At 62.1% G+C, this 18,599-nt stretch carries 17 protein-coding genes; 1 reads left to right on the forward strand and 16 read right to left on the reverse strand.

Annotated features, from left to right (window positions below; all coding sequences use genetic code 11):
* Positions 1-7: 7 nt before the first annotated feature.
* The 15 genes from EIH26_RS00625 to glmU form a co-directional block, all read right to left on the reverse strand.
* Entirely contained in the window at positions 8-625 is a 618-nt protein-coding gene (locus tag EIH26_RS00625; protein ID WP_124060291.1) for a 4Fe-4S dicluster domain-containing protein, read from the reverse strand.
* 8 nt (positions 626-633) lie between these two features.
* Positions 634-3,036 (reverse strand): molybdopterin-dependent oxidoreductase, encoded by a 2,403-nt coding sequence (locus EIH26_RS00630; RefSeq protein ID WP_124060292.1) that lies wholly within the window; start codon positions 3,034-3,036, stop codon positions 634-636.
* A gap of 229 nt (positions 3,037-3,265) precedes the next feature.
* Positions 3,266-4,258, reverse strand: coding sequence for a slipin family protein (locus tag EIH26_RS00635; protein WP_124060293.1), 993 nt, complete (start codon positions 4,256-4,258; stop codon positions 3,266-3,268).
* Positions 4,258-4,665, reverse strand: a complete 408-nt coding sequence (locus tag EIH26_RS00640) for a GntR family transcriptional regulator (RefSeq protein WP_241152709.1) — start codon at positions 4,663-4,665, stop codon at positions 4,258-4,260. The genes EIH26_RS00635 and EIH26_RS00640 overlap by 1 nt, the downstream gene beginning before the upstream one ends.
* Positions 4,662-5,609 carry an NrfD/PsrC family molybdoenzyme membrane anchor subunit gene (nrfD, locus tag EIH26_RS00645; protein ID WP_124060294.1) on the reverse strand — a complete coding sequence of 316 codons (948 nt, stop codon included), beginning with the start codon at positions 5,607-5,609 and terminating at the stop codon, positions 4,662-4,664. The genes EIH26_RS00640 and nrfD overlap by 4 nt, the downstream gene beginning before the upstream one ends.
* A 114-nt stretch (positions 5,610-5,723) precedes the next feature.
* Positions 5,724-5,960: a hypothetical protein gene (locus tag EIH26_RS00650; protein ID WP_124060295.1), complete on the reverse strand. Its 237-nt coding sequence runs from the start codon at positions 5,958-5,960 to the stop codon at positions 5,724-5,726.
* 68 nt (positions 5,961-6,028) lie between these two features.
* Positions 6,029-6,235, reverse strand: a complete 207-nt coding sequence (locus EIH26_RS00655) for an iron chelate uptake ABC transporter family permease subunit (RefSeq protein WP_255409490.1) — start codon at positions 6,233-6,235, stop codon at positions 6,029-6,031.
* A gap of 31 nt (positions 6,236-6,266) precedes the next feature.
* Positions 6,267-6,875 carry a hypothetical protein gene (locus EIH26_RS00660; protein WP_124060296.1) on the reverse strand — a complete coding sequence of 203 codons (609 nt, stop codon included), beginning with the start codon at positions 6,873-6,875 and terminating at the stop codon, positions 6,267-6,269.
* 14 nt (positions 6,876-6,889) lie between these two features.
* The gene (locus tag EIH26_RS00665) at positions 6,890-7,675 is read right to left on the reverse strand and encodes a Rossmann-like domain-containing protein (protein WP_124060297.1); all 786 of its coding nucleotides are present in this window, start codon (positions 7,673-7,675) and stop codon (positions 6,890-6,892) included.
* 15 nt (positions 7,676-7,690) lie between these two features.
* Entirely contained in the window at positions 7,691-9,469 is a 1,779-nt protein-coding gene (aspS, locus tag EIH26_RS00670; RefSeq protein ID WP_124060298.1) for an aspartate--tRNA ligase, read from the reverse strand.
* Between the two features lie 161 nt (positions 9,470-9,630).
* Positions 9,631-10,932: a histidine--tRNA ligase gene (gene hisS / locus EIH26_RS00675; RefSeq protein ID WP_124060299.1), complete on the reverse strand. Its 1,302-nt coding sequence runs from the start codon at positions 10,930-10,932 to the stop codon at positions 9,631-9,633.
* A gap of 116 nt (positions 10,933-11,048) precedes the next feature.
* Positions 11,049-13,886 (reverse strand): lipopolysaccharide assembly protein LapB, encoded by a 2,838-nt coding sequence (locus tag EIH26_RS00680; protein WP_124060300.1) that lies wholly within the window; start codon positions 13,884-13,886, stop codon positions 11,049-11,051.
* A gap of 89 nt (positions 13,887-13,975) precedes the next feature.
* Positions 13,976-14,539, reverse strand: a complete 564-nt coding sequence (pth, locus tag EIH26_RS00685; RefSeq protein WP_124060301.1) for an aminoacyl-tRNA hydrolase — start codon at positions 14,537-14,539, stop codon at positions 13,976-13,978.
* A gap of 71 nt (positions 14,540-14,610) precedes the next feature.
* Positions 14,611-15,582, reverse strand: coding sequence for a ribose-phosphate pyrophosphokinase (locus tag EIH26_RS00690; protein WP_124060302.1), 972 nt, complete (start codon positions 15,580-15,582; stop codon positions 14,611-14,613).
* A gap of 102 nt (positions 15,583-15,684) precedes the next feature.
* Positions 15,685-17,064, reverse strand: a complete 1,380-nt coding sequence (gene glmU, locus EIH26_RS00695) for a bifunctional UDP-N-acetylglucosamine diphosphorylase/glucosamine-1-phosphate N-acetyltransferase GlmU (RefSeq protein WP_124060303.1) — start codon at positions 17,062-17,064, stop codon at positions 15,685-15,687.
* 268 nt (positions 17,065-17,332) lie between these two features.
* Here glmU and hpf point away from each other — a divergent pair, with 268 nt between their 5' ends.
* The gene (gene hpf, locus EIH26_RS00700; protein ID WP_124060304.1) at positions 17,333-17,911 is read left to right on the forward strand and encodes a ribosome hibernation-promoting factor, HPF/YfiA family; all 579 of its coding nucleotides are present in this window, start codon (positions 17,333-17,335) and stop codon (positions 17,909-17,911) included.
* A 145-nt stretch (positions 17,912-18,056) separates the two neighbouring features.
* Here the strand turns inward: hpf and EIH26_RS00705 are convergent, their stop codons facing one another.
* Positions 18,057-18,590, reverse strand: coding sequence for an adenine phosphoribosyltransferase (locus EIH26_RS00705; protein ID WP_124060305.1), 534 nt, complete (start codon positions 18,588-18,590; stop codon positions 18,057-18,059).
* Between the last annotated feature and the right edge of the window lie 9 nt (positions 18,591-18,599).

An 18,599-nucleotide genomic window follows, 5' to 3' on the forward strand; every position in this document is an offset into this window, starting at 1 on the left:
GCACCTCTTATCCGAAATAGAAGACTTGGGGGCTCGTGCCCATCTCTTCCAGCAGAATGCGAACGTTTTTCTCGCGTGCGATCTTGGAGATATCCGAGTTGGGATCATCCAGGTCGCCGTAGACGCGCGCACGGGCCGGGCAGCACGCGACGCACATGGGGGCATCGCCCCGATCGGTGCGCTCGTGGCACAGCGTGCACTTCTCCATCACGCCCTTGGGGCGCACAGGCACGTCGGCCTCGCCGTAGCTCGCGCCCGCACTGCGCACCGGTTCAGTCCAGTTGAACACGCGGGCATTGTACGGACAGGCGGCCATGCACATGCGGCAGCCGATGCATTTGTCGTAGTCGATCTCGACGCGGCCCTTGTCATCTTTGTAGGTAGCACCGGTCGGACACACTTTCTGACAGGCGGGATTCTCGCAGTGCTGACAGGCAAGGGGAAGATAGTCGCGCGACAGGGCGGGATAGACGCCCACCGCACCGTCGATGACCTCGCTGTTCTCGGTAAGCACGCGGTTCCACAGCATACCGTCGGGAACGTTATTGCTCATCTTGCAGGAAATCGAGCAGGTATGGCATCCCACGCAGCGATCCACATTGACCGCAATTGCAAGTTTCGTCATGGCTCCCCCTATGCCTTCTGGATCGCGACAAGCGTGTCGGAAAACGGAATGACCGGGCCGCACATCAGCTTCGATCCACGATCGATTAACCGGTCGTTCGTAACCGATTGCATGTTGCCTTCAACGGTGTAGTCGGCCGTGGCGCCCTCGATCATGCGCACCGATCCGGGGCGAACCGCCTCGTTTCCGGACACGCGCACCTGGAAGCTGCCGCGATCGTTGAACACCTTCGCAACGTCTCCGGTTTTCAGGCCGCACGAAGACAAATCGGCGGGGTTGACGTGCAGCGTGGGCTCGTAGAACTGCTGGAGCCATTTGGCATCGTTGAACTGGTTGTGGATACGGAAGCGCGACCGCACGTTGATAAGCTGGAACGGGAAGCGCTCTCGCTCGGGGTTGTCCCATGTGGCTTCCGAGCAGGGTTCCCACTGGGGAAGTTCCTGGGCATCTTCGACAAGCGACTCGTAGTACACGTCCATACGGCCCGACAGCGTGGAAAACACGCGGTCCATAGCAACGCGGCGCACTTCGGCGATGCCCTCGCAAGGCCACATGCCCTGGTTATCGATCAGCTTCTCAACCGTCAGAGATGAGATGTAGGGATCCTTCGATGTGCCTAAAACAGCCTGGGCGCGCTCCAGCGAGTTGCTGGGCAACGCATCTTCGACCCCCATGCGCTTGGCGATCTCGCGCGTGAGCCACATATCGGTACGGGCCTCGAACAGAGGATCGATGATCTTTTGCTGCATCACGATGTGGCTGTAGCCGCTTGCGATGTTGCCGATCTCTTCGTCGTACTCGAAACGGCTGGTTAGGGGAAGAACGTAGTCGGCCCACTTCGCCGCCTCGGTGAAATACGGATCCGCCGTGACGATAAGGTCGAGGCTGCGCGCCCACTCCTCGCTTTTGGTCATGTTCGCCATGCACTGAGCAAGCTTGTCGCCTATGGCGATATGAGCGCGAACGGAATTCTTCTTGTAACGCAGATCGTACATGGGAATATCGGCCTTGCTTGCAGCCAGCGACTCGGGCAGAGCCCACGAGCCGAGCTTCGCAGCATGGCCGCCGTAAGAAGCACCCACGTACACGCCCACACCGGCGCCTTCTTTGCCGATGTTTCCGGTTATGGCGGTCAGAATCGCAGCGGCATGGCCGGCGATGTCGGCGTTGCTCATCTTGTCGTTTCCGCCCCAACCCAGGCACAGAGACGAGGGACCCGCGGCATACAGCTCTGCCAACTCCCTGATCTTGTCGGCGGGGATCCCGGTGATGCGGGAGGCCCACTCCACGGTATAGGTTTTCTGCGTCTCTTTCAGCAGGTCGAACACGGTGCGGGCGGGCGTACCGTCAACCTCGACCGTGCCCGAAAGCGCCATCGAGGAGGCTTTGTCGGCGCGCACGGCGCTGCCTGAAGCGTCGATCACGTAGAATAGATCCAGCTGACCTGGAACGGGAGCCTTCTTCTTGGGATCGATGGCAGGCTCGTGGTCCTTCAGCAGCTTGCCCGTCTCGGCGTTCACCAAGAACGGAAGCGAGGTGTGATTGGCCATAAATGACGCATCTGCCAGTCCCGATTCAAGGATGTGGGTGATCATGCCCAAGAACAGCGCCGCGTCGGTACCTGGCTCGATGGGCACCCATTCATGGGATTTGCCCGCCGTCGTCGAAAAGTGCGGATCGACGGTCACCATGCGGGCGCCGGCTTCCTTGGCCTCGAAGAACAGGCGCGCAGACGGAAGGCTCGACTCGCAGTAGTTGCTGCCCACCGTAAGCACAAGCTTCGACTTCGTCCAGTCGCGCGCTTCAGGGGCGCTCATAGCGTATCCGGAACCCATGCCCGTCGCCGGATCAAGGCCGTTGCCGATACCGACGTCGATACCGGGTTTCCCCCCGTCGCGAGCACCCAGAACGGCAGCGAGAAACGGAACGTCAGCTTCGGCGCCTTTGGTCACCATGACCGAGTCCTTGCCCGACTCCTCCTGGATCTGCTTGATCTGCTCGACGATCTCGTCCAGCGCCTCGTCCCACGACACGGAAACAAACTTACCCTCGCCGCGCTGGCCGACACGCTTCAAAGGCGTCTGAATGCGCTTGTCGCCGTAGATGTGCTGAATCTCGGAAATACCCTTCAGGCATATGGTCCGGTAGCGATCCTCGCAGACATCGTTCGGCTGGATCATGGCGAGACGCCCGTCGCGCACCGTGCACTTCAGCGGGCACATACCCCCGCAGTGGCTGTGATGGTACGTGTAGGCGACGCGCTCGCCAGCGGTAGCATCCGCGCTGATGGGCTTCAACCAGCCCTGTGTCGATGTCATCGCAGCGGCACCGGCCGCTCCCAGCGCGCCGACCGCTCCGACGCCTTTGAGAAATCCTCTGCGCGACAGCCCGTTGTCCGAACGTTTCGGCATGACAATTCCCCCTCTCATCATCGAGGGAGCGCACCAGGCTCTCTTCTCCCGATCGCACGCTCCCACCCTTTTCGCTTCCCTCAAGCGAACTTGTATCGGTGGGAAAACCATATCAAATTGTCATAGGACAAAACAAGATTTATCCTATGACAATTTTAGATTGAATTATTCTATATTGGAAATAATATTAATTCGGACAAACCCGGTCGCACTGACGTATCGATATCCGCTATCGACCCAGCTTCTTAAGAACCTCAGCCAGATCATCGGCTTTAACCGAACCGAACCCCTCGCTCAAAGCACTGGGAACAACCACAGAGCTTCCCGTATCCTTGATGCTCTCGTACAGAAGGTGCATGGCGCGCAGATTCAGCGCGCAATCATTGCCGGCATAGCTCTCCCCCGTTTCGGAAAGGAGGGCGGCGATATCCTGCTCGGCCTCCATGAGGATAATGCGGGCCTTCTTACGCTGTTCGGCCTGAGCTTCGAGCGACATAACGTTTTGCAGCTCGTCGGGAATCAGAATGTCGCGCACCTGCACCGACATGATAGTGATGCCCCAAGGCGCCACCTCTTCTTCAAGCACCTTTTTCAGTTCGCGGTCGAGCTGTTCGCGCCGAAGCGCCACCTGCGCCACGCCTGCGCGCCCAATCGCATCGCGCAAAGCCGTCTGGGCGGCCAGCTCTACCGATGTGGTGAAGTCGGCCACTTCCATGCAGGCGGCCTTGGCGTCCCACACCACCCAGAACAGAACCGCATCGACATCCAGCGGAACCAAATCGGAGGTAAGGGTGCGCTCGGCTCCGAACGTCGTCACCCGCACGCGACTGTCGGTGCGCATGGCCAGGCTCTCGAGCACGGGAATGGTCAAAAACATGCCCGGTCCCGCCAAGCGCCGAAAACGACCGAGGCGCAGCACCACCACGCGCTCCCATTCCTGGGCGATATGGGTGGAAAGCGTGGTCAGCGAAGCCGCAATCAGGGCAGCGAGTACCGCCAGCACATCCACCGCGCCACGCAGCGCAAACGACGCCAGAAGCACCGCTGCGAACGTCGCCGCGAACACGACCGTCGAGAACAAGATGACGCCTGAGTTCGATGCGCGCTCTCCGATGATCTCGGTGCTCACATCAGCTACCGAACGGTTGCGCGCCGAGTTGCGGCCTTCGGACAGGCGGCGGGCGCTTTCCTCGAACAGGCAAGACTTCTTCATTCCCATCATTACCGCATTCCTTTCAGACTGCCCAGCTTGGCATTCATGCGCTTCTGTATATCCTCGAGCGACAGACCCAGATCACGGCACGACGCGATGCATTCCTGCAAGATCCGGTCGATCTGCTGGGATTGGACATCGTCCGACCCCGCCGCTGCGCTTGCCACGACGGTTCCGCGTCCGGGCGTCGATTCGATCAACCCATCCGACTTCAAACCCAGATAAGCTTTGTTCACCGTGTTGTAGTTGATGGACACCTCCGACGCAAGGGCGCGCACCGTGGGAAGGGCATCTCCCGGTTCGAAATATCCCGACGATATGAGGTACGCAATGCGGTTGCGCAGCTGAACCCACAGCGGCACATCGCTCGCGTCATCGATCGAAAAACTGATCCGCTTCGATTCTTTGACCCTCACTGCATCACTCCCTGCACGAAACTCACCTGGGCCCCCGCCATCACCATGCAGTAGCGCAGCGCGAACGCGCCCGCCAGAATACTCGCTGCGCCTGCGAGGGTAAGGGCTGCGCTACGCTTGCACGCAAACAGCGCAGCGACATCCAGAACAAGGGGAAGCACCAATCCCGCACCCATGAACCCGAATACAAAAGGATCGCGAAGCGACCCGAACAGCAGCTTCGCCGCTCCGTCGAACGCAGCCGCATAGGGACTGCACGAAGCCATCACCAGAAGCATTACGCACACGAACGCCTCGAGGACAGCGAGCATCGCTTCGACCTCTACCATGCGTTTGAGAAGGCGCGCGAATTCACCGTCGAGGCCGGCAAAGCACATCAGCGCAAGTTGCGCGGCGATTCCGCAGGAAAGCGCCGACAGGACGAAGAGCAGGGGAACCCAAGGGCCGTACCATAGAGGAACCGCCGCCAGGCTGCCCAGAAGCAATCCCGTATACGCCGCGACCACCGCGCCCGCCCCAATCGACGCGCACGCAATTCCCCTCAAGATGCCCACTCTGAACCGCGACGAGGAAAGACCCCACCCGACAGCCGAGACGGCACCCAATGCGAAAAGCGTCACCAGCGAGAACGAACCCACCGTAAGCAGAGACGGAGTGGGCGATTGGAACAGAAGGGTCGCCCGGTTCGGAACTCCCAGATCAACAACGAGCATAATAGATCCGACGGCAACGCAAAACGTCGCAGCCAGATAACCCGGAGCAATAAGCAGCCGATAACCGCGCGGCACGACCGCATAGAGAACCGCAGGCCCCGCATCGCGCGCACGGCGACGGGCCCCGTAGCGTTCGACAGGTACAAGCAGAGCAGTGACAGAAGAGCAGATGCACAGACCCGCGCCCATACCGCCAAGAAACAGGTAGCAGATAACCGGCATGCCGAACATCCCTACCCCCTTGATAGCTCGCCATCGAATCGGACGTGATAATCATAGGACAAATAGGGCCTTCTTCCTTCAGGAAGAAGGCCCTATCCGAAGAGGTTGCAAAAAATCCGAGCCTCAGCGGGTGCGACGTATCCGTCTGACGGCAAGCGCAGCCCCGGACGCAGCCAGAGCAAAAAGCGCAACCGCCTTGGCGCTCACGCTTCCGCCCACCGTTCCCACCACCGCGAGGTCCTTGCCCTCGGGAGCCGTCGAGACGTCCACACCGGAAACCACGAGCGTGAGATATGCGGGCTCGGCGAACGCCGCGTCATGGAGCTTGACGTACGTACCGTATGCCGCAGGATCCGCCAACTCGAAGGATACGATTGTCTTTGGCGCGCGCTGATAACCAGCACGAAAAACACCGTGAACAGCGAAAATCAGAAGGCGAATGCGGACACCAGAGCGCCGGTGAATCCCGCAAGTATCGCCATCGCGGCGCCGAACGCAGCCCCTTGGCTGGCCCCGAGAATGTCGGGGAAAACGAGAGGATTCTGAAACGCACCCTGATAGGCCGCGCCCGCAATCGAAAGGCAGCACCCGACCATGAGCGCCAGCAGAATGCGTGTGAGGAAACGAGAAACTATTCTCTGGTGAGACTAACTTAGAAAACCTCGGTCATCGCAGGTCGAATGCGTTCATGATCAAACCCAGACCGCCTTCGCACGGCTCGATGACCTCTGTCCGCTCCCAAGATCCCGATAACCGCGTCTTCGCAAAAGGCAGCAGATCACGTCGCACAACGGCAAGCGCATGGGGGAAGGCGGCCGTGGAACCCCGTTCCAGCATGCGAATCGCAACGCTCAGCCCCCCATCGCGTCTGAGTTCCAACTGCCCAAGCTCATCGACCACCAAAAGGGAGGGGGACGCGGGAAGGACCGTTGAGGCGTTTGCGAAGTGGCGGTTGACGCATCGGATCGCTTCATCGGATATCTCCCATCGCAGCCCCGCTGCGGCGCTTTGGCTGCGAGCGTCGAACGAACCTTCCGCCTGGGCAAGATCGCGTCTGCGCGCGAACGGCACTACCGTGCCCTCAGGAAGCAAAACGTTGTCGATCCCCAGCTTCTCAAAGCCGTTGGCATCCGATCGCGAACCGCTTGACTTCACCCACACACCGGGGGCGACAACGCCAAACGACGCAATCCCCTCTTTGGATAGGCGCACCACAAGGCTCTCGAGCCATCGCGTCTTTCCAGTTTGCACCTCCCCCGTCAGAAGAAAAAGCATGGGGCTACCCGACGTTACCGCTGCGCGGGAGCGTCCAGCGTAAACATGCGGAGGGAGCTTCCGAAGCGGTTGCCGGTACGGCACGAGAACAGAGCCTCTTGCGCATCCACCACCACGCGGCCCGAGATGTTGTCGAGCCCGCAGTCGAACAGGGCCTGGCACGGCACGGCGCTTGGGCCCACCATGACCGAGCACGCGCTTTCGGCCAGCTGCAGCAACCGAGGAGCCGTCTTGTTTATAAGGGTAACGCCAGTCGTGAACAGAAAATCGGCATGCGGAAGCACGTACTCGCATGCCGGATCAGGCGTATCGAACGCATCCTGGCAGTTGCGCTCCAGTACGGTCAGATCGGCATATCCGGCGATCTGGGCCACATTGGGGAAATGACCAACGACCACGACTTTGGCGTCTCGCCCGGCTTCTTCGATACGCGGACGAAACACGGCGAACGCATCCTTTCTACCAATCCGCGAGCTCTCGCCCGAATCATCGCTTTCAAAGGCGGCGTTTCGCATAAGCGCTCTGTCGGGATGCGCATAATAGGCGTTGAGTGCCGCGATTCCCAGCGTCGCCTCCTCGAACGACCACGACTTGGACAGGGCGGCCGCTTCCCTCAGGGAGGCCCCCCGCATGTCGTACGGGCGGTACTTCGCACCGCCTCGGCACGTATACGAAACCCCGCCTCCGCAATCCGCCACGACACACGACCAATGAACGCCCAGGCAGTAATCGATAACCTTCAGATCCTCGGGAATGCCCTCTATCATGCGATCGTACAAGGCCCAAGCGCTCTTTGCCATAGCAGCCCGCCTTCCTTACATAAGCCGCAGGTTGACGTCTTTCAGCTGACGCGCAGACACCGTGCTCGGAGCACCCGTCATGGGATCGGACGCGCTGGAGGTCTTCGGGAAGGCGATGACATCGCGGATGGAATCTTTGCCGCCCAGAAGCATGACCAGGCGATCGAGCCCCAAAGCAATGCCGCCGTGGGGCGGCGCGCCCAGCTCGAGCGCGTGGATGAGATGACCGAACTTCTCGTCGATCTCCTCGTCGGAAAGGCCGCAGCGACGCAGAACGCGGCGCTGGAGTTCGGCGCTGTGGATGCGGATGGTGCCGCCGCCCACTTCGAAGCCATCCATGACGAGGTCGTACGAATAGCTTCCGCACTTAAGCGGGGCCTCTTCGATCTTGTCGAGGTCCTCTTTGCGAACCATGGTGAACGGATGATGCTCGGCCGCGTATTTCTTCGTTTCCTCGTCGTACTTGAACATGGGGAAGTTCACAACCCACAGAAGCTCGTGACCGGCGCGCGGCACGCCGAGCGCATCGGCCATGTGCAGGCGCAGAGCCGACAGCACGGCAGAAGCCACCTCGAACGTATCGGCGGCGAACAGAACCAGGTCGCCCGGTTCGACGCCCATGGCTTGCTTCAACCGGGCGAATTCCTCCTCGGAGAAGAACTTGACGATGGGGCTTTTCTCGGCGCCATCGGATGTGAAGGCGATCCAGGCCATGCCCTTCGCGCCGTTTTCGGCGGCGATCGCGGCCAGCTTCTCGACATCGCCACGGCTCCAATCGCCCGCGCCCTTGGCGTTGATGGCCTTCACCACGCCGCCGGACTGGGCAACGCTCGAGAACACCTTGAACCCGGTGTTCTTCACGATGTCGGTAATGTCGACAAGCTCCATACCGAAACGGGTGTCGGGGCGGTCGTTGCCGAACCGCTCCATGGCCTCGGACCACGGCATGCGCTTCAGCGGGAAGGGATGCTCGACCCCCACGGCCGCCAACGTCTCGCGCATGACGTCTTCCATCATGTCGATGACCTCGTCGTTCTCGACGAAGCTCATCTCAACGTCCACCTGGGTGAACTCGGGTTGGCGATCCGCCCGCAGGTCCTCGTCGCGGAAGCACCGCGCGATCTGGTAGTAGCGCTCGATACCGCCCACCATCAGCATCTGCTTGAATTGCTGAGGGCTTTGGGGAAGCGCGTAGAACTTACCGGGGTTGGGACGGGAGGGCACCACGTAATCGCGTGCGCCCTCGGGCGTTGAATTAGCGAGAATGGGCGTCTCGACCTCCAGGAAACCGCGCTTGTTCAAGGCGCCGCGCATAGCCTGGGCAACCTGATGGCGCAGCAGCATGCTCCTGTACATCTCGGGACGGCGCAGATCGAGATAGCGCCACTTCATACGGGTGGTTTCGTCGGTCTCGATACCGTCTTCGATGGAAAACGGGGGGGTTGTGCTCTTGTTCAGCACCTCGATGGAGCTGGCCAGCACCTCGATCTCGCCCGTAAGCATGTTGGGATTCACGCTCTCGGACCCGCGCGCGCGAACCGCACCGGCGATTTTCAGCACGAACTCGCGACCCAGATGCTCGGCCTCGGCGAACTGATCGGCGGGCACGCAGTCGGGATCGATGACGACCTGGGTGTAACCCTCGCGATCGCGCAGATCGACGAAGATAAGCCCGCCATGATCGCGGTTGTGCCAAGCCCATCCGGCCAAGACGACTTCGCGCCCGACATCCTCGCGGCGAAGTTCACCGCAGGTAGCGGTGCGCATGCAGTACTCGTTCAGATATTCCGTCATCTTTGACTCGCTCCTTGCGCCATGCCGACCAACCCCGCCCGCGCAGCGGCGCGAACGCGGGGAAGCGTTCTCGTAAACCTCGTCATTTTACTGCATTTACACCGTAAAGTGGCAAACTACTGGACGCGGCGCCACATTCGATGCGGAAAACGCAGGGAGCACTAAATCAGAACGCGCTGCGCTTCGGCGAAGGGAACGGCGCGCTCGGTGTGCTCGACCATGTCGCGAACGGTGACCATCCCTTCGGCCAGCTCGTCGGGGCCCAGCACCGCAACATAGCGCGCCTGCAACCGGTTCGCCAGCTTCAACTGGCTTTTCAGGCTGCGATCCTGATGGTTCGTATCGGCCGGGATCCCCGCATCGCGCAAACGCTGCACCAGGTCGAAGGCCTGCGTCTTCAAAGAATCGTCCACCGTGGCCACGAACACCGTGCACGACGGCGCATCCGCGATGCTTCTGCCCGCCGCCTCAAGAGCGATCCGACAGCGCTCGAAGCCCAGCGCGAATCCGAACCCGGGCGTATCGCGCCCCCCTACTTCCTGAGCCAGCTTATCGTAGCGGCCACCGCCGCCGATGGCGTTTTGGGCGCTGTTGCTATCGAGCGCCTGCACCTCGAACACCGTGCGGGTGTAATAGTCCAGACCCCTCACGAGCTTCGGATCTTCGACATAGGCGATGCCCGCCGCGCTCACGTAGGCCAGAACCGCCGTATAGTGTTCGCGGCATTCGTCGCACAGGTAATCGGTGATCTTCGGTGCCGCATCCATGATCTTTTCGCACGAAGGGTTCTTGCAGTCGAACGCGCGCAGCGGGTTGATCTGGGCACGTTCGTTGCACTGGTCGCACAGCCCGTCGGCATGATCGTCCATGTAGGCGCGCACGGCGTCGCGATAGGCCGGACGGCATTTCTCGCAGCCCATGGAGTTCACCAGCAGCACCATCGATTCGGACGGAATACCCAGTTCGGCGAAGAAACGCATGAGCATGATGATGCCCTCGGCGTCAACCGAGGGGGCCTCGGCTCCCAAGCATTCGATTCCGATCTGGTTGAACTGGCGCAATCTTCCCTTCTGGGGGCGCTCGGCCCGAAACATGGGGCCCGCGTACATCAGCTTGGCCGGAGCGGCGCCCTGCGGAACCAGATCGTGCTCCACCACGGCGCGCACCACGCCCGCCGTTCCCTCGGGACGCAGGGTAAGGCGGCTTTTCGACTTGATGCGGCCACCGCCCAGCAGCGTGCCGAGGTTCTCGCCCGAAATGGCCGTGAACATCTCCTTGGACACCACGTCGGTCGCCTCGCCGATACCGCGCACGAACAGCTCCGTCACCTCCACCTGGGGCGTGATGATGGGCTGATAGCCATACGTTGCGAAGATGCGCTGAGCGGTTTCCACGAAATCATGGTAGAACCGCGCCTCGGCGGGAAGCATGTCTTCGAATCCAGCAGGAAGGGTAATGGCCATGATCGATTCCTTCTTCGCTTTGAAATGCGGCATCCGCCGCACCGTTCGTCATTTCGATACGATTCGCCGGCGCCTCGGGCAAGACGCCGAACACACGCATTGTACCCCAGCCCGCCCTACAGGGATTTGCACCTGAACGAGCGAGCGGTGTTGTACAGCGCATCGTCGGACCGATGCTGCAGATGGGCTACGAGAAAATCGTAGGAGCATGCATGCAGGCCCGAATCGGCCGCAGCCCGGGCGCCCTCGAGCAGCGCATCCATCACCTCGTCGAGCGGCGCGACCACGATGCCCGCCTCCCTCAGCCGCCCATCGATCTCGGAGCGGGGAAACACCTCGACCTCGTTTTCATCCATGAGCTCGCGCAGTTCGGCCATACATTGAGGGGCCGCCACCGAAGACGTCGCGGCCGACTTCAGATAGCACAGCACCGCCTCTTGGGGATGGCCCTGCTTCCACAGCACGTAGGCCAGCTGGTAATAGCACAGGGCGATGTCCATCGCGGCGACCGATATCCGCAGCGCTCTCCATAACGCAATGCGGGCGTTTTCCAAATCTCCCACCAGCATGTAGGATCGAGCCAGCTGGCGGTGTGACACCGAAGACGCGGGAGCAAGCTCGCACGCCCGCTTGCCGTACTTAATGGCCTGATCGCTATCGGAAAACGAACGCTCCATCAGGCGTTCGGCTTCGATATAGCACGTATGCAGCGAAGCGGGGGCAAGCTCGACGCGCCGATCGGCATCCCGCGCTCCCAGCGTTGGGTTCGCAGCGTTGAGCGAACCCTCGCGCGCAAGGTTGTACACCAGGCGGGCCGTGTACGAATCGAAGACGCGGTGAACGACCTCCAACGTGTCGGCGTACTTCCCCGAAAGCTCGACCTCGTCGATCATCGAACGCAACGACTCGAGCGCGGCATCCGGATCGGTCTCGAACAGCGACCGCGCCCGAACGAGCGCCTGAGCGTAGGGATCTTCCCCCAAATAGGCGTTGACCACCGCGTTTTTGTCGCTGCGATCGAGCTCTCCGCGAACCAGCAGCTCCATGATGCGCGTGCATCCGTCCCGATCGACCGGATCGAGCACGGAGTCGCGCAGCTCCTGAACCGCCTGGACCGCTTCCGACACCGACTGGGCCGAGTCGAACCGCTCCGCCAGCCCTTCCGCCCGGCCGCGCTGAGCCGACTGGTAAAGGATGCCCATGTCGCCCGCATAGCGCGCACCCAGCGCCCGCCGATGCTCGGGCGGGATCTCCCCGTTCTCCAATTCGGGAAGGCGGGACGCCCGCACGGAGCCCTCGAGGGAGGCCACCTCGGAAAGCGCCCCGCCTTCCGTGACGCTCGATTCGAGCTCCGCATCGGAAAACAGCGTCGAGAGGAGCCGCGCGAAGCTATCGGGATCGCTTTGAGAAGCCTGGTAGGCTCGCTGATCCCTGAACGTCTCGCGCATGAACGACACCGTGATCGCGCTTTCGCCCCCAACCGAATCGGATGCGCCGACCAAATTCCCGTTGTCATCCCATGAGGGGAAGCGCGCCTGGTACAGCACGCGCTCGATGCCATCGGACTGAGCGAACGCGCACGCGGCGACGGCTATGCCCAGCATCTTCCAGTAGCGCGCGGCCAGGGCGGCGCGCGCCGTCGAATCGAGCGCGACCCAGGAAGAGGCGGCCGCATCCCACGCCGATTTCGGCATAAGGTTCTCGTCTGGAACATCGGCCACGACGGCCACGATACCCGAAGCCAGATCGACCCGGAATTCCACCATCACGCGATACGCCGCCCTCAGGCGCTCGATGCGTTCGGCCAGGCCGCGCCTGAACTCCCACTCCCCTTCGTATCCTTCGATGGGACGGGCGGGGGAGGCGTCGTCGTCCCGGCGTGCGGGCGCAACGGACTGCCGGCCGTTGCGCGCAAGCGGGGCTATATCGGGCAGGTCGCCCACCATCGAATCGAACAGGGAGTTCGACAGCGCCCCCACCGTATCGGACGTCGCCGATTCGGCGTCATCGCCCAGAAGATCGCGCACGATCTTGTAGCGGTTCAACGCTGCCTCGAGCTGGTAGAGAACCCGATCGGAAACCCGCTTGTCCTCGCTGTCCTCGTCGGTGCGCACCACCAGGTACAGATCGGCGTACTTCAACGTCCTCACCACACGCAAGGCGATGTCGTCCGCCCCGATCTCCGACAGCGATTCGGCGTGGGCCTCGATCAGCCAGTGCCGCAGCGCCGAAATCAAAGGAAAGGGCCGCAGCATCGGGTCGGACTCCGCGCGAGCGCCGTCCGAAAGCACGTTTCCAAGCGCCAACGGAAGGGGAAGGTGCAGAAGATAGCCGTCGAACATGTCCACATGGCAATACGGGGGAATCTGCCCGCCCAGATCGGCGCGGTAGCAAAACGCACAGAAGCAGCGGGTCATGGCGTCGGCGTAACCGAGGCCGTGCGCACCGTCCCCGAACTGGAACCACGAGTCGTACAGCGTGTAGAGGCCGCCCGAATCGACACGGTAGCGACTCACCCACACGTCGTCTTCCCCGCCGACCGGACGCACGCACACCAGGCCTCGCTCGCACTCGGGCGCGCTGATGTCGTTTTGCACGACCAGGCGCATATCGGGCTGGGTATCCGGCGCTTTCACGATGAAGTGATCGACCGACCACGCATGGCCGTTGCGATCCGCATACGCCAAAACGCGCAGGCGGCTGGCCCCCACGCGCTCGACGATGTAGATCCCCTGCTTGTCGGGAACCGGAACGTCGGACCCGGCCTGCATCCACCCGAAACGGCGGTTCGCCAGACCCTTCGACCGAGCGATATCGTCGGCAGATAGGCTGTCGGATGGCTGGGCGTGTTCGGGAACAAGCGGAGGCACCGCGTTTGCAACCTCGTGAATCGGCAGAAAAAGCCGGCCGAGAACCCCTCTGGGACGATACGTGCCGTCAGATTCGATTTGCATAGACTATCCTCATACGTAGTTCGTTCGACCCAGAATAGCATGGCGCCTGCCGCGCCGCGCGGACGGCGCAACCGCGCAGAACGAGGTGGCTACCTCCCGTTGAATTCCCTCTGGGCCTTTTCCAGCCCCTCGTCGATGAGGAAAAGCGCCGCGCGGGCGGCCTGATGGGTTGCTGCGGAGAACTCGTCGAAGGCCTCTCGCCGCGGCTCGGACAGCACGAAGTCGGACACCGGCATCCGTCCCGGGGGACGCCCGATGCCGCAGCGCACGCGCAGCCAGTCGCGCGTTTGCAGCTTATCGCAAATCGATCGGAGGCCGTTGTGCCCCGCATGACCGCCACCGCGCTTCACCTTCACGGTGCCGGCGGGGATATCCAGCTCGTCGTGGATGACGATCAGCTGATCGGGCGAGGCCCCGTAGGCGGCCATAACCTGCTTCACCGGGCCTCCGGACGTGTTCATGTAGCTCTGAGGTTTCACCAGCACGATCTCGCAACCCCGATGCGATCCCTTGGCGGTAAGCGCGCCGCCCTCGGTCTTCCAATACCGCGCCCCGATATCCTGCGCAATCTCATCGACTGCAAGGAAACCGGCGTTGTGCCGTGTCTTCTCGTATTCGCTTCCGGGATTCCCCAAACCAACTATCAGATACATCTTTTCCCTCGACGCCGTTCCAACTGAAAAGGGGCGCACCGCACGGCGCGCCCCCGAAAACCGGGTTTTCGCTACAGGGCGAAATCGGGATCGAACAGCTCGGACACCGATCCGTTGCTGTACACGTTGTTGATCGCACGCGCAAACAGAGGGGCAACGCTGATCACCTTGATCTTACCGGTTTGGTACTCGAGGGGAACCGGAATGGTGTCGCACACGACGACCTCCTTCACGTCCAGGTTCGCCATGCGTTCCAGACCCGGGCCCGAAAACACCGGGTGCGTGGCGCATACGTAGACCTCTTCGGCTCCGCGCGCCTTCAGCGTGTCCACCGCAGCCACCACCGAACCGCCCGTGTCGATCATGTCGTCGTTGAGGATGCAGATCTTGCCGGACACCTCGCCGATGAGCGCGGTGATCTCGGCGCGGTTGTGACCGGGGCGACCCTTGTGCATGATGGCCAGGTCGGCCCCCATCATATCGGACAGCTTCTTGGCGGCCTTCGCGCGTCCCACGTCGGGGCTAACCACGCACAGCTTCGAGCAATCGATATTCTTCGACTTGAAGTAGTCGGCCATGATGGGAAGCGCCGTGAGGTGGTCTACCGGGATGTCGAAGAAACCCTGGATCTGGCCCTGATGCAGGTCGATGGTCATCACGCGCGTAACACCGGAGGTTTCCAGGAGGTTGGCCACCAGCTTTGCGGTAATGGGTTCGCGGGCCGCGGCCTTGCGATCCTGCCGGGCGTAACCGTAATGGGCGATGACGGCGGTGATGGTGCGCGCCGAAGCCCGGCGGGCCGCGTCGACCATGATAAGCGTCTCCATAAGCGCGTCGTTAACCGATGCCCCCGCGACGGACTGCACGACGAACACGTCGGCCCCGCGCACGCTTTGCAGGTAGCGGGCGTAGATTTCGCCGTTGGCGAACTTCTCGAGCTTGACGTTTCCCAGCGAGACGCCCAGGCTCTGCGCGATGGCCTCGGCAAGCTTCGGGTTCGTGGAGCCGGAGAACACGGCCAGACTCTTCTGCATTTCCGTCATGAAGACACTCCTATCGTATGCACGCGGTACGCCTCGCAAAGGGCGCATGCCTATTGTATCGCCCTGCAGGCGTACCATGCTGCAAGGCTGGGTTCCAAAACGCTATTTCTGTTCGAGGCGCCCGCGTTTGCGCGCAGCCCATCCCTCGATCGACACCTGCTCGGCACGCGTGATGCCCAGCGCATCGGCGGGGACGTCTTTGGCGATGGTGGACCCGGCGCCGATGATGGCCCCCGCGCCGATGGAGACGGGTGCGACCATCATGGTGTCGCTGCCGACGAACGCACCGTCGCCGATAGACGTGGCGTGCTTGTTCTTCCCATCGTAGTTGCAGGTGATCGATCCGGCGCCGATGTTGACGCCTTCGCCGATAACCGCATCTCCGATGTAGCTGAGATGGGGAACCTTCGAGCCCTTGCCCACCGTCGACTTCTTGATCTCTACGTGCGTTCCGGCTTTGGCCCCCTCGCACAAATGCGCACCGGGGCGCAGATAAGCGCGCGGACCGGACGTCGCCGCGTCGTCCAGACGAGCACCGAGGGCCACGGTCTCGTCAACGACACACCCCTTCCCCACCACGGTGTCGGTGAGGCGGCTGTTCGGGCCGATGACGCTGTCTTCGCCCACAACGGTGTTTCCCATGAGAAAGACCTGGGGGTACAGCTCGACGTCGGAGTCGATGCGCACATCGGGCCCGATCCACACCTGGTCGGGGTCGATCATGGTCACGCCGTTGTCGAGATGGCAGCGGTTGATGCGCCGCTGGGCTACCTTGACGGCTTCGGCCAACTGGACGCGCGAGTTCACTCCCAGGCACTCCTGCGGATCGGACGTGACCACCTCGACCACACCGCGGCCCTCGCGATACGCCAGCTCCACAACGTCGGTCAGATAGAACTCGCCCTGGGCGTTGTCGTCGTCAATGCGGGTGAGTGCTTCGAACAGCCATGCGGAGTCGAAGCAGTAGAAGCCCGAGTTGCACGAATCGATCTTGCGTTGGGCCTCGGTGGCGTCTTTCTGCTCGACGATGCCGCACACGCACCCCGCCTCGTCGTGCACGATGCGCCCGTACCCGAAAGGATCGGGCAGCTTCATGGTAAGCAGCACGACCGCTGCGTTATCGGCCTCGCGAGCCTCCACCAGCTTGGAAAGCGTCTCGGCCGTGATAAGCGGGCAATCGCCCGACAGAACCAGAAGCGAGCCGTCAAAACCAGCAAGCGCCGCGCGCCCGCTTGCCACCGCATCGGCTGTCCCCAGGCGCCGCTCTTGCACGACGATCTCGGTGCAATCCTCCACCAGGGGGATGACCTGCTCGCGCAGGTGCCCCACCACCGACACGATGCGGTTTGCACCCGCCGCACGGGCTTCATCGACAACCCATTTCACCAGGGGCTTTCCCAAAACCTCATGCGCCACTTTGGGCTTTTTCGATTTCATACGCGTACCGGCGCCGGCGGCCAGGACAATCGCGGCTGCTTCCATGAGACTCCTCACGTCGTGCTTTCATCAGCGCAAAGAAGTATAGCGCAGCTCACAGGGGGCGGCCCCGACCCTCAGATAAACAACGGGTCGGCGCGTATCCACCATCGTCTGCCGCTGGCGCTTTTCCGAAAGTACGCTATGCTAAGGGGCACAGCCTGTCGAAAGGAGGCCGCCAAGGTACAGCGTGAGCGATCGATACCAGCTCCCGGACCTTGCACGGTTCCCTCGCAGGCTTTTTTCATCGGCCCTCGAGACAAGAGGTGGAACCATGAGCATCACCGTTACCGGACGGAAGCTGATCGTTTCCGACGCACTGCGCGCATACGCCGAAGAGAAGATCGGCAACTCGATGAAGGTTATCGACATCAACCCTCTGAATGCCGAAGTCGTACTGCATGTAGAGAAGAATCCCGCCATCTCCGCCCGCTGCTGCTGCGAAGTCACGCTGCGCACCAAAGGCCACGTCGTGCGCGTAGAGGAGAGCGAAGAGGATATGTACGCGGCCGTCGACGTAGCCGCCGCGAAGGTCGTGCGCCAACTGCGCAAATACAAGACGCGCGTCATCGACCGCAAGCTGCACGCCGACGCCCCCGGCATCAAGGCCGCCCCGGCTGAGGCCGGCCCGTTCGACCCCGACAAGCTGATGAGCGAGCTGGCCGCCGAAGAGGAGGCCGTGGTGCGCGTCAAGGAGATCGAGTTCGAACCGCTCACCGAAGAGGAGGCCCTCGTCAAAATCGACCTTTTGGGCCACGACTTCTTCGCCTACACCGACCGCGATACCGGAGCCGCCTGCGTGATGTACCGCCGCGCCAACGGAGGCTACGGCATCCTCAGGCAGACGGCGTAAAGACGGGCCGGCTGGGGCCGTCCGGATAGAATCGGAGGGGCCGTTAGCTGCGATGCAAGCTAACGGCCCCTCCGCACACCCGATCTGGGCGCAGACCCCGCATCGGATGATGCCGAGGGGGCGCCCTCGGCATCATCCGCAAGCCTCAGTTTATCGTGACCAGGGAATAGATCTCCGCTTCACTGGCCTGCGAGATAACCCCGCGAGGATCGAGGAAGGCGAGTTCCAGGAGAAATCCCATACCCACCACCTCGGCACCGGCGGCTTCCACCAATCTGACCTGTGCAATAGCAGTTCCGCCCGTCGCAGCCAAGTCGTCGATAAGCAGAACCTTATCGCCCGGCACCAACGCATCGACGTGCATCTCCAGGCTGTTCGTCCCGTACTCGAGCGCGTATTCCTGCGAGCGCACCTCGCGAGGCAGCTTGCCCGGCTTGCGCGCGGGCACGAAGCCGGCCCCCAGCTTGAAGGCCACGGGTGCGCCCACCATGAAGCCGCGCGCTTCGGCGCCCACCACCTTGGTGACGCCCCTGCCGGAAAAATGATCGGCCAATTCATCCACCAGGGCTTTGAACCCCTCCGGATCGGCCAGAAGGGGCGTGATGTCTTTGAACACCACGCCCGGTTCAGGATAGTCGGGAATGCTTGCGATAAGGCTCTCGTAATCGAATGCCATGATGCTCCTTCG

This window comes from Gordonibacter sp. Marseille-P4307, assembly GCF_900604965.1.
In the GTDB taxonomy this organism is placed as follows: domain Bacteria; phylum Actinomycetota; class Coriobacteriia; order Coriobacteriales; family Eggerthellaceae; genus Berryella.

What these genes read in the sequence shown, in the direction of transcription:
- EIH26_RS00665 (WP_124060297.1), bottom strand. Translation starts at nt 7,675, where the DNA reads ATGGCAAAGAGCGCTTGGGCCTTGTACGATCGCATGATAGAGGGCATT.
- EIH26_RS00690 (WP_124060302.1), bottom strand. Translation starts at nt 15,582, where the DNA reads ATGACGGAAATGCAGAAGAGTCTGGCCGTGTTCTCCGGCTCCACGAAC.
- glmU (WP_124060303.1), bottom strand. Translation starts at nt 17,064, where the DNA reads ATGGAAGCAGCCGCGATTGTCCTGGCCGCCGGCGCCGGTACGCGTATG.
- EIH26_RS00625 (WP_124060291.1), bottom strand. Translation starts at nt 625, where the DNA reads ATGACGAAACTTGCAATTGCGGTCAATGTGGATCGCTGCGTGGGATGC.
- EIH26_RS00680 (WP_124060300.1), bottom strand. Translation starts at nt 13,886, where the DNA reads ATGCAAATCGAATCTGACGGCACGTATCGTCCCAGAGGGGTTCTCGGC.
- nrfD (WP_124060294.1), bottom strand. Translation starts at nt 5,609, where the DNA reads ATGTTCGGCATGCCGGTTATCTGCTACCTGTTTCTTGGCGGTATGGGC.
- hpf (WP_124060304.1), top strand. Translation starts at nt 17,333, where the DNA reads ATGAGCATCACCGTTACCGGACGGAAGCTGATCGTTTCCGACGCACTG.
- EIH26_RS00630 (WP_124060292.1), bottom strand. Translation starts at nt 3,036, where the DNA reads ATGCCGAAACGTTCGGACAACGGGCTGTCGCGCAGAGGATTTCTCAAA.
- EIH26_RS00660 (WP_124060296.1), bottom strand. Translation starts at nt 6,875, where the DNA reads ATGCTTTTTCTTCTGACGGGGGAGGTGCAAACTGGAAAGACGCGATGG.
- hisS (WP_124060299.1), bottom strand. Translation starts at nt 10,932, where the DNA reads ATGGCCATTACCCTTCCTGCTGGATTCGAAGACATGCTTCCCGCCGAG.
- aspS (WP_124060298.1), bottom strand. Translation starts at nt 9,469, where the DNA reads ATGACGGAATATCTGAACGAGTACTGCATGCGCACCGCTACCTGCGGT.
- pth (WP_124060301.1), bottom strand. Translation starts at nt 14,539, where the DNA reads ATGTATCTGATAGTTGGTTTGGGGAATCCCGGAAGCGAATACGAGAAG.
- EIH26_RS00635 (WP_124060293.1), bottom strand. Translation starts at nt 4,258, where the DNA reads ATGATGGGAATGAAGAAGTCTTGCCTGTTCGAGGAAAGCGCCCGCCGC.